Here is a 16,277-nt window from a genome sequence, read left to right as displayed (position 1 = left end):
GCGATCGCACTTGGCGCGTAAATTTTGGATAGCTAAAGTTAGCTGCACTCTAAGATAATGATAGTTGCTACTTTTGCCCAAGGATGCGGCGGAGATGATTATTGAGTGTTAGCGCAATAAATTTATGGTGTATTGGATAACAGTAATTGGTTGGGGAGTAGGTTCGATTCTCTGGGCAGAAATCGTGCGAGATTTGTATCATGTAATATCACATCGCGTACCAGTATTGTATCGACAACACGTATGGCATCATCGCGTTTTTCGGCGAGATTTGACCTTTGCAAGTGCAACAATATATCGTCAAGCACAGTGGCGCAATGATTTTCCTGAATGCCTTGTCATGTTAACACTCAGCCTAGCATTGTGGTGGGTGTGTTTCGTATGGACACCTACTTACCAATGGGCAGCTTTGGCAGGGACAATTTACACATTAGGATTTCTCATTAGTTGTGTAGCCCGTGGTAGCGGAAGTGAATGGGCGCGAGAAGTTACTGATGTCACGCATAAACCAGGACGTTTTCTATCGCCTCCTGCAACATGGTTTGTGAATCGTCCTTATCACTGGCGACATCATTTTGATGATGACCAAGCTTATTATTGTGGTACTTTCACTTTGGTGGATAAGTTGATGGGCACAGCACTCTCACTTAAAGGAAAGAAAATTGCAGTTACTGGTGCATCGGGAACGTTGGGGAAAGCTTTATTACTTCACTTGCATCAAGCAGGTGCGAAGGTTTTTGCTCTTAGTTCGCATTCTGAACCGATTACTATGACACTCAACGATGAATCTTTCGCCGTCAAGACAATTACCTGGAAAACAGGACAAGAGGCTGAACTTACAGAATTACTCAAGAAGATAGATATCCTTGTGCTGAATCATGGCATTAATGTCCACGGTGAAAGAACTCCAGAGGCAATTTCCCAGTCTTACGAGGTGAATACCTTTTCGAGTTTGCGGTTGATGGAATTGTTTTTTACTACCGTCCGCACAAATGAAGACACTGCGTTGAAAGAAGTATGGGTAAATACATCTGAAGCGGAGGTGAGTCCAGCTTTTAGTCCATTGTATGAACTTTCTAAGCGTGCTTTGGGCGATTTAGTGACATTACGCCGTTTAGATGCGCCGTGTGTTGTGAGAAAACTGATTTTGGGACCATTTAAGAGTAATCTTAATCCGATTGGAGTGATGTCAGGCGATCGCGTCGCGCGGCAAATTATTGCTTTAGCAAAGCGCGATGTCCGCAATATCATTGTTACTGTTAATCCACTAACTTATCTCTTATTCCCTATCAAAGAATTCTGCACATCAATATATTTCAGATTCTTCAGTCGTGCAGAAACTAGGATTACAGAAGTAGGAACGCAGAATGATCTTCTTGGTAATAGGTAATGGGTAATAGTTTTCTTCCAATTACCAGTCACCAATTACCAGTTACCAATTACCAGCGATAGTCTGGTTATTCAACCGAAGTTGCTATCACTTATGAGTTACTTTCGTGCTGCTGTTGATGCAATGACAGGTTACATTCCTGGAGAACAGCCTAAACCAGGAACGCCGATTATTAAGCTCAACACCAATGAAAACCCTTACCCACCGTCACCGCAAGCGATGGAGGTGTTGCGAAATCTTGACAGTGAATGGTTGCGTCGCTACCCCGATCCATTTGCGAAAGATTTCTGTTGTGCTGTGAGTGAGGCTTTGAGTGTACCTGCAGATTGGGTGATTGTCGGTAACGGTAGTGATGAGTTACTGAATGTCATTATACGGGCAAGTGCTGAAGGAAGCGATCGCAAAGTTGTTTATCCGATGCCGACGTATGTGTTATATCGCACGTTAGCCGCGATGCAACCTGCAAAGGTTGTCGAAATTGATTATCCCGCAGATTTTCAGTTACCAATTGATGAACTTGTAGAGGCTAGGGGTGCAGTGACATTTATAGCATCACCAAATAGTCCTTCAGGTCATTTGGTTTCTTTGGCAGATTTGCGCGTATTAGCACAACAACTTGCAGGTATATTAGTCGTTGACGAGGCTTATACTGACTTTGCGGAGTACTCGGCTTTACCGCTGGTGCAAGAATTTGAAAATGTCATTATTCTGAGGACACTATCGAAGGGGTATTCGCTAGCAGGGTTGCGGATGGGTTTTGGGATTGCTAATCCGCAGTTACTTGCGGGATTATTTAAGATCAAAGATAGTTACAACATTGATGCGATCGCAACTGCTGTTGGTACTGCGGCTATGCGCGATCAAGTTTACAAAAATGCTTGTGCCGAAAAAGTGAAAAAGTCGCGCACTAAACTCGCAGTAGAACTTAAGAATTTAGGCTTCCAGGTTTTTGATTCGCAGGCAAATTTTGTTTTAGTAACTCCACCGCAAGGAAATGCTGAACAGTTGTATTTAGCACTGAAGGCGCGGGGAATTTTAGTACGATATTTCAAGCAAGTTGGATTAGAAAATAAGTTGCGAATTACTGTTGGGACAGATGAACAAAATCAAACTTTGATTGAGGCGTTAGTGAGTTTGATGTAGCAATTTTGAGATTTTTTGAGGGAACGAACCACAGAGGAGCCAGTCCTGTGCGGAGGTGTCCTCCGTTGAGGAGCGGATTCGTTGCGGAGGTTCCCTCCGTTGTAGAACTCCGCGTGAGCCACTGCGTTGCGGGGGTGTCCCCCGTTGTAGCAAGTGGCGTCAAACTGGCGTACGCAGAGTTCACAGAAGAAGAGTTGGAGAGAGATTTTCGTGAATTAAGTGAGAACGTTTGTATTGACTGCATTGGATAAAGATTTACCTGTACCACCACGCCGCACTTTGATTAATTCGGCACAAATACTTACTGCAATTTCTTCTGGTGTCAAAGCACCGATATCTAGCCCGATGGGTGCATAGAGTGATGCTAAAACCTCTGGAGGATATCCTTCTTGTTGCAATTGCTGACGTACAAGGTGTACTCGCTTGCGCGAACCAATCATCCCAATATACTTTGCTGGTGTTTTCAGTAGAAACCGTAAAGCTTCTAGATCGTGTTGGATGCCCCGCGTCACTAGTGCAATATATTGTGAATTTAACGCACAAGTTAACGCCAATGTCAAGGGTTGAGCAATAACCGCATTCGCTTGGGGAAACCTTTCGCGTGAAGCAAACTCAGTGCGATCGTCAACAACAGTTACCCGAAACCCAATCATTGCCGCGATCGCTGCCAAAGGAACCGCAACATGACCCGCACCTACAATCAACAACGTTGGTAACGGCATCAAAATCTCTCTAAAAGCTTCATTTTCTTTGTGTTTTTGTGGTTCGTTATCCCCATCTAAATAGGGCTGCGAGTCTTCTAAAAACGGCGTCACTAAAGCACCATACTCGCAACTTGACAAAATCTCAATAATTTGCTCTATTAACTCAATCGCCTCATTGCCACTCCAACGTTCCAGCCAAACTTGCATCGTACCACCACAAACTCCCTGAGTTTCGCGCTGCGACGCCCCAGATAAATCGATTTCCACAAATTGCTTCTCACCCGTCGCCAAAACTTGTAAAGCTTGGTAAATGACTTTAGCTTCCCCAGCCCCACCGCCAATCGTTCCAATTGTGCCATCGCGACACACTAACATTTTTGCCCCTACCTCACGCGGAACGGAACCTGTGACATTTACAACCGTGGCAAGAACTGCTGCACCTTGTTGTAAGGCTTGCGCCATTTGTTGATAGAATTCAAGCATTCAAGGCTTGCCAAACTCGTTCGGGCGTCATCGGAATTTGCGTTAACCGCACACCTGTTGCGTGCGCGACAGCATTGGCGATCGCAGCTGCGGTACAATTAGTGCCAATTTCTCCAATGCCCTTCGCACCAAAAGGACCATAAGGATCTGGTTGTTCAACTAAAATAATTTCCATCTGCGGTGTATCTTTGGCAGTAGGTAAGCGATATGTCCGCAATGCAGGATTTAAAATTCGCCCTGACTCATTGATGATTAACTCCTCAGACAAAGCATAACCTAAACCCATCACAATCCCTCCTGTCGCTTGTCCGTGACAGATTCTTGGGTTAATTGCTGTACCAACATCAATAGCTTGTACGCAACGCAGAACTGTGATTCTACCTGTCTCGGTGTCAACTTCGACTTCTGCGCCTTGCACTGCAAAGGTTAAAGATGATTCGTTCGCAGCGTGTTCGACTTCGACAACAAAAGGTTGTTGATTATGAGAGACAAGTTCTTGTAGTGTTATTTCTTGTTGTGAGGCGATCGCTTTATCCGCCGTAAGCGTAATGTTTTCTAGTTGAGTATCGAGAACTTTAGCTGCAAATTCTAAGATCTGCGATCGCATAGCAACAGCGGCTTTATTAACGGCTTTACCTGAGATATATGTCGTTGCTGATGCATAAGAACCTGCATCGAAGGGTGTATGATGTGTATCACCTGCAATCAGCTCAATATCTGCAACTGTAACACCCAAAACCTGCGCGGCAATTTGTCGTAATGATGTATCTGCACCTGTACCAACATCAATCGCCCCAGTTCTTAATTCATACCCATCACTTGTGAGCGATAACTTCACTCCTGCGCTATGAATTTTTGCTAAACCACTTCCTTGCATCGACACTGCAAATCCGACACCACGCCGGAGATGTTCATTGACAGTAGGTTTCGTTCCAGGAACATAATTTAATGCTTGCGTCACTTTGGCAAAACATTCGGGTACGCCATAACTACCAATCAAGTGAAAATGGTCATGCGCTCCTTCGCGTCCGAGGCGAATGATATCTTGAGGTTGAATAATATTTTTCTGACGCAGTTCTATCGGATCAATTCCCAGTTTTTCGGCAATTTCGTCCATTTGCGACTCAACCGCAAACGTTCCTTGTGTTGCACCGTAGCCGCGAAACGCTCCAGCAGGCATTGTATTTGTGTAAACTGATAATCCCAGAAATCGTTGATGCGGACACCGATATAAACCTAGGGGATAGCAACCTGTCAGGAAAACAACCGTAGGCGCGTGATTACCATACGCCCCTGTATTTGCGATCGCTTCCATTTCTTGTGCAACCAATGTACCATCAGCCTTGACTCCGGTTTTTACTCTAACCTGCATTGCATGACGACTATTTGTTGCGGTAAACTCCTCTTCGCGGGTAAATTCCCATTGCACAGGCTTTCCTGTATGCAAAGTTGCTAAAACACATAAATCTTCAGTGAGAATTTCTTGTTTATTACCGAATCCTCCGCCGATTTGAGTTTTAAAAACGCGAACTTTATCTTGTGGTAAATTAAATAGCTGTGCTAGCACTCTTTGCGTGTGAAATGGAACTTGCGTACTCGAACGCACTACTAATGTTCCGTCTGCTTCTAGCCAACTTGTACTAATATGAGGTTCTAAATGAACGTGTTGAACTGCTGGCAAGTGATAAGTATTTTCAACAATTAAATCAGCTTCAGCAAATCCTTGTGCAATATCATGCGTTCCCAGCATGACTTTAGCTGCAATGTTGCGTTGAGCATCGTAAATTTGCGATGATTCTGGTTCATCATGAATCACAATCCCGCAGTCATTAATTGCTGCAAGAGGATCGATAACATGAGGAAGAATTTCATAATCAACTTCAATGAGTTGACACGCTTGAATTGCGATCGCTACCGATTCTGCAACAACTGCTGCAACGCGATCGCCAATAAATCGGACTTTATGATCTAATAGATAATGATCTAAAGGATCGGGTACTGGATCGGCGTGTCCTGCTGTTGTATAAGGTTTACGGGGAACGTCTTCATAGGTAAAAACTGCATGAACGCCAGGAAGGGCTTGGGCTTTTTCGGTATTAATCTGACGAATACGGGCGTGGGGATGGGGCGATCGCACCGCTTTCATATGTAGTAACCCAGGTGGCGACCAATCTGCTGTATAATCTGCTGTACCTTTAACAATTGCTGGTCCATCTTGTTTAGGAACACTTTTGCCGACAGGATTTTGAACTATACAAGGTTGCGATCGTTGTTCTTTAGCTGCAAGAATACTTTCCAGAATTGCTTCGTAGCCTGTACAGCGACACAAATTACCATCTAAAGCTTGACGTAGTTCAGCTAGTGAAGTGTATTGCAATTTTGCTGCACTCATAATCATTCCTGGAGTGCAGAATCCACATTGAAAACCTTGTTTTTCGAGAAAAGCTTGCTGAATTGGTGCTAGTTCATCCGCTGCTAATCCTTCAATAGTTGTAACATCGTGTCCTTCCAGCTTCATGACTGGATAGATACAGCTATGAACAGGTTTATCGTCAACCCATACCGTACAACTTCCACAATCACCCGATTCACAAACGCGATGTACGCCTACCCAACCAAGATCGCGTAACAAAGTTAATAAGCTTGTCCCTGGAGGACAACTTTCAGTGTATGTTTTGCCATTAACTTGAAAAGTTAGTGGTTCTTGCATAAATCTAAAATTCCAAAAGCGATCGCTGCATCAAAACTTTGGTTATGTGTTGCCGATAAGCCGCACTTGCGGCATAGTCTTCAATAAAGTTATTCAATGGTACTTGCGCGTCAAGGATTTCCCCAATTTCATCTGGTGTAGGAATATGGAGAAAATTGACAATTCGTGGTGTGGGTACGCAAGCACCTAAACCAAATCTTACTTGTGATGTTTGCGGATTATAGGCTGCAACTACGATTGATATTGCAATTCCCGCAGTCGCGACACAAACTCGTTGATAACTAATTTGCCATTCTAAACTTTCTTGCGGAATTGAGATTCTGCGTAAAACTTCGCCTGGCTGTAAAATTGTTTGCTGTACCCCAGTTTGAAAATCTCTCGCAGGAACAAAACGCGGCGCAGCTTGAGGATGCCAAATTTCATAGCTTGCGTCTAGTGCTACCATTGCTGGGGCAAATGTACTTGCTGGTATCGCTAAACAGATATTTCCTCCGACAGTTGCTATATTTGTAACTTTAAAAGAAGCCAGTTCGTCTACAGCGCGAAACAAAGCTTTAAGACTTGTCCAATTTTCTGGAAAATGCCATTGACGCAACTTTGCCATCGTACAAGTTGAACCAATGTTTAATCCCTCTTGAGTTACTTCAATTTCTGACCAATCTAACTTCTCTAAATCGACTAATACTTTTAAATCAGGCTGTGCTTGAGTAAAAATCCACGTTCCTCCAGCTAGCCAAGACCATCCTTGTGACCAGTTTTCAACTGTATCTAAACTTTGGGGACGTAAGTAAGTCTGAATATTATGTAAATCCATTTAATTACTTATCATCAATAACTTCCTGTAAGCGAAACAAAGCTATTTTTTCTATCTCTGCTAAAACTGTTTGTAGTTCTGTTTCTTTTGAATTTTCTAACCTTTGAGAAAAGCTTGCTAAAATGCTTTCTTTGGTGTGATTTTTGACAGCAACAATAAAAGGAAAGTTAAATTTTTCTTTATATGCTTGATTGAGGTAGTTAAACTTATCGTACTCTTCTGGATTAAGTCTATCTAAACCAACTCCAGCTTGTTCTTTTACTGAGGCTTCAGCCATTTTAGCTTTAGCACCTAAGTCAGGATGGGCACAAACAAGGGCAAGTTTTTCTATATCATTCGCCTCACGAACGACATCTACCATACTTTGATGTAGAGATGATACATCAGTAAACGGTTTTTTAGCCCAAGCTTTCGCTGCAACCCAAGGAGAATCCTCAAATATCCATCCCAACGCTGCTACAAAGTCATCCTGATTCATCTGATTTAACTCAGATAGCGAAGTCATCCACATCAACCTCGATCTTTACCAATATTATTTGAGAGTCAAGGTTTGACTTTACAACAAAAGTCACGATCTATTTGGATGATTTTATACAGTTTACCAACTCAGGTTTTTGTATTAGGTAATTGGTAATCATTCACTAGGGATGAGAGAGCGAATAAATTCGCAGCTAAACAAACAAAGTCCACCTTCGTGGACTTACTAAATCAAACTTTTAATGAAAGTGGCATGAATAAATTCAGGGGCTTTAAACCATTTAACGAGGTGAAACTTTACTCTTCTTTTCCTCGCCCCTTCTTTGTAAAATTTTTAACTCAGCAATTCGTTAGGCTCGATACCTTGAGAACGCAATATTTCTGCTAAGCGTTCCGCACGTTGGCGTTCAGTTTCGGCACGTTGACGTTCAGTTTCAGCACGTTCATCACCTGTGGCAATCAAACTATCATCGCGATCGCACCAACGCAACCAAGTATCTTGTTTTCCTTCAAAGATTCCATCCCATAGCGTTAATCCCAAACCCACTGGTTCCATCCAAGTTGTTTCCAAAGGAGTGTAACTTGTACCTCTTAACTCATGAACTCGTAATAAGCGATCGCCTAATTGCGGCAAAGGATCGTAAACAACGTAGTAAGCCACACCAATACGGGCATAGTCTTTCATTTTACTCCCCAGTTCGTTGCCCACATTATTTGAGACAATTTCAATCACAACTTCTGGTGGCTTACCAATTATCCAAGTAAAGTAAGAACGGTTCTTCTTTTGTTGCCAATCTTGGGGAACCTCTACATCTAAGCTAAGTAAGACATCAGGTACTATGGCTGGTTGATTAACTGTATAGAACAAACCAACATTTGCGGTAGCTAAAAAAGGAACACCTGGTTTCCACGAACTATATAAACAACTTGTCAACAGTCGTTGCTGTTTTTCTGCAAGCAGGTTGTCCACAGGAGTATCGTCTTCTGTCACCAAATGGCTAATATCAGGTTCTTCTATCCACTCAGCTTGTTCTTCTGGGGAAAAGAAATCTGCTGCTATTGATTGTGACATAGTAAGTTACCCAACTTGTGCTTATTGCTATTTTAATTTGGATATTGCGATCGCATTTAAAACAAACTTATGATTCAATATATTCTCGCACCCTCTTACGGAATGCTTTAACTGCAGAAGTTGTTCCTGTTGTCATTGCCATTTGTACAAATCGAGGAATTTCATCTTTAACTGGAATTGAGAAAATTGCACTTGTCTCTGACTTGGTGTAATCATCTCCTTGGAATAAATTTATTTCTAAAACACCATCTTCATAACGCCAAATTTCTGGTACTTGCAATGCTTGATAGGCAGTTATTTTAGTTTTAGAGGTAACATCAATTTCAATTGCTAAATCAGGAGGAGGATCGACGCTTAAATCTATCCGCTCTTTTCCGATCATTAACTTATAGTGTTGAATGTAAAAACAATCATCTGGTTCTACCCCCGCAGCTATATCTTCACGCTTAAATGTTGTCGAACCGAGAGGTTCCCAGTCTAGATCTAGTTCATCCAGTAAAATTTTTACTAAGTCCCCAATGATGACTTTAGCCTTTTCATGCTCTGGCAATGGAACTATTATTTCTAATAAGCCCTGATTGTATGCAACTCGACTGCCACGATGTTCTCCTAACTCAATAAGAATTGTTTCAAACTCTTGCCAACTAATATCCTCTAATATCACGCGATCGCCTGGCGGAACTCGGATTTGCTTGAGTTGCAGTGTCACCATATTGCTGTAGCTTTTAGATAGACGTATTTTAGCGAATTAATTGTAGTAACCTGCTTGCTATAAAGCTCCAAGAGGGAATTTATGACAATTACTGATGATTTGCGATCGCTTCCCTTACCTCCTGGAAGTTTTGGTTTACCCGTTATTGGTGAAACTTTCAGTTTTTTACGCAATCCAAATTTTGTACAACAGCGACAGCAACAATACGGACAAATTTACAAAACTCATGTGTTTGGCTGTCCCACCGTCGTCATGATTGGTGCTGAGGCAAATCGTTTTTTATTCAGTAATGAAAATCGCTACTTTGCTGATGGAGTTTCTCAGAGTGCGCCACCACAGGCAAAATTATTGATGGGAACTGGCGCAATTATTATGCAGACAGGAGATAAACATCTCCAGCAGCGTAAACTTCTTGCTCAAGCTTTTCAGCCACGAGCTTTAGCAGGATATGTTGATATTATGGCAGCAACTACATATAATTACCTTGAAACTTGGGAGCGCACAGGAAACTTTAATTGGTATCTAGAAATTCGCAAATATACGCTAGATGTTGCTTGCAAGTTATTAGTAGGAATTGATGTAGATAATGATTTTGGTAAGCTTTATGAGACTTAGGGTAAAGGCTTACTTTCATTTCCTATTCCCTTACCTTGGACAAAATTTAGTAAAGCCCTCCGCAGTCGCAAATTATTACTAGCAAAAATTGAAGCTATTATTTTAGAACGTCAGCAAGAATCTACCACAAAACAAGATGTTTTAGGACTGCTGTTACAAGCAAGAGACGAAAATGGAAATAGTTTAAACTTAGAGGAACTTAAAGAACAACTGCTAACTTTACTATTTGCCGGTCATGATACTTTATCATCATCTTTAACTGCACTATGTTTACTACTAGCTCAAAATCCGCAAGTCAAAAAGGCTGTGCGTGCAGAACAAATGCAATTAGGGTTAGACCAACCACTGACATTAGTGCTTAAACAAATGACTTATCTAGAACAAGTCTTAAAAGAAGTACTCCGCCTTTATTCTCCAGCAAGTGGACCTAGAAAAGTTATCAAGTCGTGTGAGTTTAATGGTTACTTGATTCCTCAAGGTTGGCAAGTCTTCTATCACCCTGCTGCAACACATCAAGATAGTAGCATTTACACTCAGCCAGAAGACTTTGATCCAGAACGCTTTGCACCCCCTAGATCTGAAGATAAGCAAAAATCAATGAGTTATATTCCTTTTGGCGGTGGAGTGAGAGAATGTCTTGGTAGAGAGTTTGCCAAGCTAGAAATGAAGCTATTTGCAGCCTTATTAGTTCGCGATTACGATTGGGAATTGCTTCCAGGACAAAATGTAGATATGGTAATGCTTCCTACACCACATCCTCGTGATGGTTTGAAGGTCAAGTTTTGGCGCAGAGATTCAAAGTAAGTAATCTATTTATTTAAAATGGCTGTAACTCGTCAATTTACTAAGTATTGTGCTAAAAGCAATTTTGCTCATTCAAAGTAGCATAGCCTTTGTGTTGCTATTACTATTGACTTTGTTGTTTATACCGCCAGCTTGGGCGTCCATATGTCGCAACTATGACGGTCATCAAATTTGTATTATCAGTATAGAGCGCAGTGCCAAAAAATACTGGGAATATAGAGCAGCAATTAGCGTGGATGGTGTGACAAGACCAGTAGAGATCTATAATTGTCGCGATCGCTTCATCCAACAAGGCGAAAAAGTTTTACCTTTTAGTGACAACGATCCTGGTGAGTTGTGTCATTTGCTTAAAAATCGTCGCTAAAAGCTAAGTAATCGGTAGTTTATGCAAGTGAACTGTAGAGAAAACCCCTGACTAGCAGCCTTGGTTCTTAATTACTTTAGTTGGTATTGCAGGATAGAGCGCGTTTCCTATTTTTTAACTTTTCTAAAAATTAGGAACCATAATAGCAACAAATAGTAACTAAATAATAGCTAACAAATACTTGGCGCGATCGCCTATGCATGGTCAAATTAAGATCGCCCATATTTTCACTATACTTATGTATAAAACTGCTGCACGTACTTCTGTATTTGTTACTTTGACTCTATTGCTGTCGGCTTGTGGTGGAGCTAATACAGGTACAAATACAACTAATACCGCAACAAATACAGCCTCAACATCTCCTAATGCAATTCCTATTGGTGTTGCAGTAGCGCAAACTAGTAATGTTGCCTTACTTGGTCAAGAACAAGTTGCAGGGGCTAGAATTGCTGAAAAGTATTTTAACGAACAAGGGGGTATCGACGGTACGCCTATTAAGTTAGTGTTTCAAGATACTGGTGGTGATGAAGCTGGTACAATCAATGCTTTCCAAACTTTAATCAATAACGATCGCGTTGTTGGTATTGTGGGACCTACTTTGTCACAACAAGCATTTAGTGCTGATCCAATTGCAGAAAGAGCTAAAGTTCCAGTTATAGGACCATCAAATACCGCTAAAGGTATTCCTCAAATTGGTGATTACATAGCACGAGTTTCTGCACCAGTGACGGTTGTTGCACCAAACTCAGTTCAAGCAGCATTAAAGGGCAATCCTAATATTAAACGAGTTGCTGTTTTTTATGCACAAAATGATGCTTTTAGCAAATCAGAAACTGAAGTTTTTCAACAGACAGTTAAAGAACAAGGACTTGAATTAGTCACTGTGCAAAAGTTTCAGACAACTGATACAGATTTTCAAACACAAGCAACTAATGCATTAAATCTAAATCCTGACTTAGTTATTATTTCTGGGCTAGCTGCAGATGGTGGAAACTTAGTTAAGCAGTTGCGAGAATTAGGTTATCGAGGCTCAATTATTGGTGGTAACGGGTTGAACACATCAAATGTGTTTACTGTGTGTCAAGAACACTGTGATGGCGTATTAATCGCCCAAGCTTATAGTCCAGAACATCCAGGTGAAATTAATGCGGCTTTTCGTAATGCTTACAGCAGTCAATACAAAAAAGAACCACCTCAGTTTAGCGCTCAAGCTTATACCGCTGTGCAAGTTTATGTAGAAGCCCTCAAAGCCTTAGATAGTAAAACTGACATTAGTACTTTATCCTTACCACAACTAAGAACAGAACTCAATAAGCAAATATTAGCAGGAAGCTATCAAACTCCCTTAGGTGAAATTTCTTTTACTCCTGAAGGTGAGGTGGTACAAAAAGAATTTTATGTTGCTCAAATTAAGATGAATAATAATGGTAATAGCGGTCAATTTGCCTTTTTGAAATAAGATATAGAACTCATATTTATTTAGCTTGGTGAATAAATTCGCAGCTAACTAAACAAAGTCCACCTTCGTGGACTTATTCAATTAATAATGTATTGCCATAAAAAAATATGCATAAGCAAAAACAAACAGAACACATAGATGTTTTAGGGCAGATATTCGGTTATAGTAAGTTGGAATTCTTCTATTAAAAATTACTAATGACTACCTCAAATTTTAAATTTTAATTAGAAGATTAAGTACAAAAAATGAATATTACGCTATTTTTACAACAAGTTCTCAACGGTTTGTCGATTGGTAGTGCTTATGCCATTTTTGCTTTAGGATATACTCTCATATTTTCTATTTTAGGTATTATTAATTTTGCGCATGGAGCAATTTTTACTTTAGGTGCATACTTTACGTATGCACTTATGGGTGGTGCATTTGGATTTAATGGTTTGCTTGCTAATGCTGTTTTACCGATTCAACTTCCTTTTGCGATCGCTTTAATTTTGGGAAGTACGCTTGCTGGTTTAGTAGGAGTCGCAGTCGAACGTATTGCTTTTCGCCCGTTACGGCGCAGAGGTTCTGATCCACTATTAACGGTTGTTTCTAGTTTAGGTGTAGCAGTCGTAATTGTGAATGTTATTCAATATTTAGTCGGCGCAGAAAGTTACACTTTTCCCGCAGGAACATATGGTAATCTCCCTTCTGCAATTAACTTCGGAACAGCAGAACAGCCTGTGCCAATTCGTAGTGTACAAGTAGTCATTTTCTGTGTCTCTGTTGTCATTTTGACCATTTTGACATTGTTTATCAACCGCACCAAATACGGCAAAGCAATGCAAGCAGTTGCAGAAGATCCAACAACTGCAAGTTTATTGGGAATTAACACCGATCGCTTTATTGTTCTCACATTCTTTATCAGCAGTTTTCTCGCAGGTTTTGCAGGAACTTTAGTGGCATCGAGTGTGAGTATTGCAGGACCTTATTTTGGAATTGCTTTCGGTTTAAAAGGTTTAGCAGTGATTGTTCTTGGGGGGTTAGGGAGTATTCCTGGTGCGGTGTTGGGTGGTTTATTGATTGGTTTAGTTGAAGCGTTTGTTCCTGGAGATTACTCTGCATATAAAGATGCTGTTGCTTTTGGTATCTTGTTTATCATGTTATTAGTGCGACCCCAAGGTTTATTAGGAAGACGGTTTGTCCAAAAAGTTTAATTGAGACTCAATTAAGTAGATGGGCATAATTAAATGGTAATAGGTAATAGATACTGCTTGACCAATTACCAGTTACCAGCCATTAAGTTATGTTTATTTTTACCCACTTATTTACCAATTACCAGATGGTAAATACCACTACAAGCTGATTGAGAGCTTAGGGCGATCGCATTAGACTTGCATAACACCCCTCAATTAATATTTGTAGGTAATGGTAGATATTTACATCCTAGACCTACTTGTAATAGGTCTACTATTATTGTGCGTCACTCTAGGTTCAGGATGGATTTCCCGTTTACCAATTTCCTTTGCCTTGATTTATCTGGTAGTGGGTATCTTCCTAGGTCCTTATGCACTCAATATCGTTCAGCTACGCCCTGATGCACAGTTTTTAGAACGGCTAACCGAATTCGTTGTCATTGTCTCACTGTTTAGTTGTGGCTTGAAAATGAATCGTCCTCTCAATACAGGTGCTTGGCGTTCCACTATTCGCTTGATCGGTTTTTTGATGCCATTATCAATCTTTGCGATCGCCGCAGTCGCACATTGGTTTCTGCGCATGGAATGGGGACCCGCAATTTTACTAGGAGCAATTCTCGCACCTACTGACCCAGTACTCGCCTCAGAAGTGCAACTAACGCATACTGAAGATCGCGATGAGTTACGCTTTGGGTTAACTTCCGAAGGTGGTTTAAATGACGCTTTAGCCTTTCCTTTTGTATGTTTTGGCATTCACTGGTTTGAAGATGGCAACAACTGGCAAGCATGGTTTCAGGAATGGGTTACTATCGATTTAATTTGGGCAGTCGCTATTGGTTTAGTGATGGGAATTGTGATTCCTTTGATCGTAGTTACGATTGACCAAAACATCCAGAAGCATACTAAAGTTGATGACTTGATGGAGGATTTTGTTGCGCTTAGTATCATTCTCCTCACGTACTCTTTGACTGAGGTTGTCAATGGTTATGGATTTCTCGCAGTCTTCGTTGCCGGAATAGTAGCCCAACGACGTTATCATGACCCTGATAAACCCTTCTCTCAACGCGAATTTACTGAGCGCATTGAAAAACTCCTAGAAGTAGGAACAATCTTAATTTTAGGTTCAATGTTACGAGCATCTGCAATTCAAGAACACGCGATCGCTGCGTTGATTGTTGGGGGTTCTTTATTGTTTGTTATTCGTCCTCTAGGAACTTGGCTCAGTACAATTGGCGGTGGCTATCGTCAGGTAACTCGTTGGTTGTTTGGCTGGTTTGGTGTCCGTGGTGTTGGTTCCATATATTACCTCACCTATGCCTTTGGTCATGGATTGCAAGGCGCATTGGGAGAGCAAATTGCTTGGATTACCTATATCACAATTGTGGTGTCTGTCATTCTTCATGGAATTAGTACGACACCATTGATGAGTGCCTATAACGGATACAAAAATCGTAGTAAAAAGATTAATGCCTCTACCTAATCCACTCCAGTCTTAAGCGCTCGTTTTTTGTATTCGCAAATACTACCTTGCTTAACAATAGCTCGATCCTCTGGTAGAAGTGGCTGTGAATTGAAGCGGTTAACTTTTATAAGGGTAATGGCAACTAGAAAAATGGTAGTTAAGTCAAGAGGTGTGTATGCAAGTTGAAGTAGCGATCACGTTTATGTCTATCAAGTCCACTAATGTTGCCTCTTAAAGCATTACATATAGACAAGTGTTTGCTACACAACATTTCTCGTCTAGAAAAGCACAAAGATTTTGAGTGAGTAACACAAAAATTAATTATTGCTGGCTTTGGTAATTACTGTCGAGAAAACATATCAATTCAGGGGGAAGCAGACTTATGAAACGTTCTTATCTAACTCAAGCTATTTTGGCAGGTGTTACTTTTAGTTTAGCTGTGCCTTTAAGCGTTCCTGCGATCGCACAAGATACCGGTACTACTGGCACAACTCCTGGTACGGGCACAGGTTCGGGATTAGGAACAACTGCCCCTGGTGGTACTACCGGAGGAACGACAACACCTGGTACAGATACAGGCTTGGGTGGTACAACAGGTACAACTACCCCTGGTACTACTCCAGGTGGAACAGCCCCTGGCACTGGAACTACACCAGATACTGACGCAACAACCGGCGATACAATTCCTGGAGAACCTACATACGGCGGTACAACTGGTACTGCTACAGAAACACAAACTGAAGGAACAGGTGGAGGTTCTTGGGGTTTACTGGGTTTACTAGGTTTACTGGGCTTAGCTAACTTATTTCGCAAACCAGCTGAACCAGCTTATCGCGATCCCAACACAGTGAATACAGGTACAGGAACTACCAGATACTAAAATCAAAAGGGTG

The 16,277-nt window shown here is 41.3% G+C and carries 13 protein-coding genes and 1 pseudogene; 8 read left to right on the top strand and 6 right to left on the bottom strand.

What is annotated here, in order from left to right; translation table 11 throughout:
- The first annotated feature begins 124 nt into the window (after positions 1-124).
- On the top strand, positions 125-1,390 hold the full coding sequence (locus CSQ79_RS06625; RefSeq protein ID WP_099700399.1) for a bifunctional sterol desaturase/short chain dehydrogenase: 1,266 nt from the start codon (positions 125-127) through the stop codon (positions 1,388-1,390).
- A gap of 93 nt (positions 1,391-1,483) precedes the next feature.
- Positions 1,484-2,533 (top strand): histidinol-phosphate transaminase, encoded by a 1,050-nt coding sequence (gene hisC, locus CSQ79_RS06620; RefSeq protein WP_099700398.1) that lies wholly within the window; start codon positions 1,484-1,486, stop codon positions 2,531-2,533.
- Positions 2,534-2,748: 215 nt separating this feature from the next.
- Here hisC and CSQ79_RS06615 read toward each other — a convergent pair whose 3' ends face one another.
- The 6 genes from CSQ79_RS06615 to CSQ79_RS06590 form a co-directional block, all read right to left on the bottom strand.
- On the bottom strand, positions 2,749-3,720 hold the full coding sequence (locus CSQ79_RS06615) for an XdhC family protein (protein WP_099700397.1): 972 nt from the start codon (positions 3,718-3,720) through the stop codon (positions 2,749-2,751).
- Positions 3,713-6,430 carry a molybdopterin-dependent oxidoreductase gene (locus tag CSQ79_RS06610; protein WP_099700396.1) on the bottom strand — a complete coding sequence of 906 codons (2,718 nt, stop codon included), beginning with the start codon at positions 6,428-6,430 and terminating at the stop codon, positions 3,713-3,715. Before CSQ79_RS06610 ends, CSQ79_RS06615 begins: the two co-directional genes overlap by 8 nt.
- Positions 6,431-6,434: 4 nt before the next feature.
- Entirely contained in the window at positions 6,435-7,244 is an 810-nt protein-coding gene (locus CSQ79_RS06605) for an FAD binding domain-containing protein (RefSeq protein WP_099700395.1), read from the bottom strand.
- Between the two features lie 4 nt (positions 7,245-7,248).
- Positions 7,249-7,749 (bottom strand): 2-oxo-4-hydroxy-4-carboxy-5-ureidoimidazoline decarboxylase, encoded by a 501-nt coding sequence (gene uraD / locus CSQ79_RS06600; protein WP_289500724.1) that lies wholly within the window; start codon positions 7,747-7,749, stop codon positions 7,249-7,251.
- 306 nt (positions 7,750-8,055) lie between these two features.
- Positions 8,056-8,793 (bottom strand): Uma2 family endonuclease, encoded by a 738-nt coding sequence (locus CSQ79_RS06595; protein WP_099700393.1) that lies wholly within the window; start codon positions 8,791-8,793, stop codon positions 8,056-8,058.
- A gap of 67 nt (positions 8,794-8,860) precedes the next feature.
- Entirely contained in the window at positions 8,861-9,505 is a 645-nt protein-coding gene (locus tag CSQ79_RS06590; RefSeq protein ID WP_099700392.1) for a Uma2 family endonuclease, read from the bottom strand.
- Between the two features lie 81 nt (positions 9,506-9,586).
- Here CSQ79_RS06590 and CSQ79_RS06585 point away from each other — a divergent pair.
- The 6 genes and pseudogenes from CSQ79_RS06585 (at position 9,587) to CSQ79_RS06560 (ending at position 16,264) form a co-directional block, all read left to right on the top strand.
- Positions 9,587-10,924 (top strand): annotated as a pseudogene (locus CSQ79_RS06585) (cytochrome P450).
- A 49-nt stretch (positions 10,925-10,973) separates the two neighbouring features.
- Positions 10,974-11,288: a hypothetical protein gene (locus CSQ79_RS06580; protein ID WP_289500720.1), complete on the top strand. Its 315-nt coding sequence runs from the start codon at positions 10,974-10,976 to the stop codon at positions 11,286-11,288.
- A 238-nt stretch (positions 11,289-11,526) separates the two neighbouring features.
- A complete protein-coding gene (locus CSQ79_RS06575) occupies positions 11,527-12,747 on the top strand; it encodes an ABC transporter substrate-binding protein (RefSeq protein WP_099700391.1) in 1,221 nt (406 codons plus the stop codon).
- A gap of 245 nt (positions 12,748-12,992) precedes the next feature.
- Positions 12,993-13,943 (top strand): branched-chain amino acid ABC transporter permease, encoded by a 951-nt coding sequence (locus CSQ79_RS06570; RefSeq protein ID WP_099700390.1) that lies wholly within the window; start codon positions 12,993-12,995, stop codon positions 13,941-13,943.
- A gap of 211 nt (positions 13,944-14,154) precedes the next feature.
- Entirely contained in the window at positions 14,155-15,402 is a 1,248-nt protein-coding gene (locus CSQ79_RS06565; RefSeq protein ID WP_099700389.1) for a cation:proton antiporter, read from the top strand.
- A 364-nt stretch (positions 15,403-15,766) separates the two neighbouring features.
- Complete coding sequence (locus tag CSQ79_RS06560; RefSeq protein ID WP_099700388.1) at positions 15,767-16,264, top strand: WGxxGxxG-CTERM domain-containing protein; 498 nt, start codon at positions 15,767-15,769, stop codon at positions 16,262-16,264.
- Positions 16,265-16,277 lie beyond the last annotated feature (13 nt).

The sequence above is a fragment of the Gloeocapsopsis sp. IPPAS B-1203 genome (assembly GCF_002749975.1).
GTDB lineage: Bacteria > Cyanobacteriota > Cyanobacteriia > Cyanobacteriales > Chroococcidiopsidaceae > Gloeocapsopsis.
This window is presented reverse-complemented; position numbering and strand designations above follow the sequence as displayed.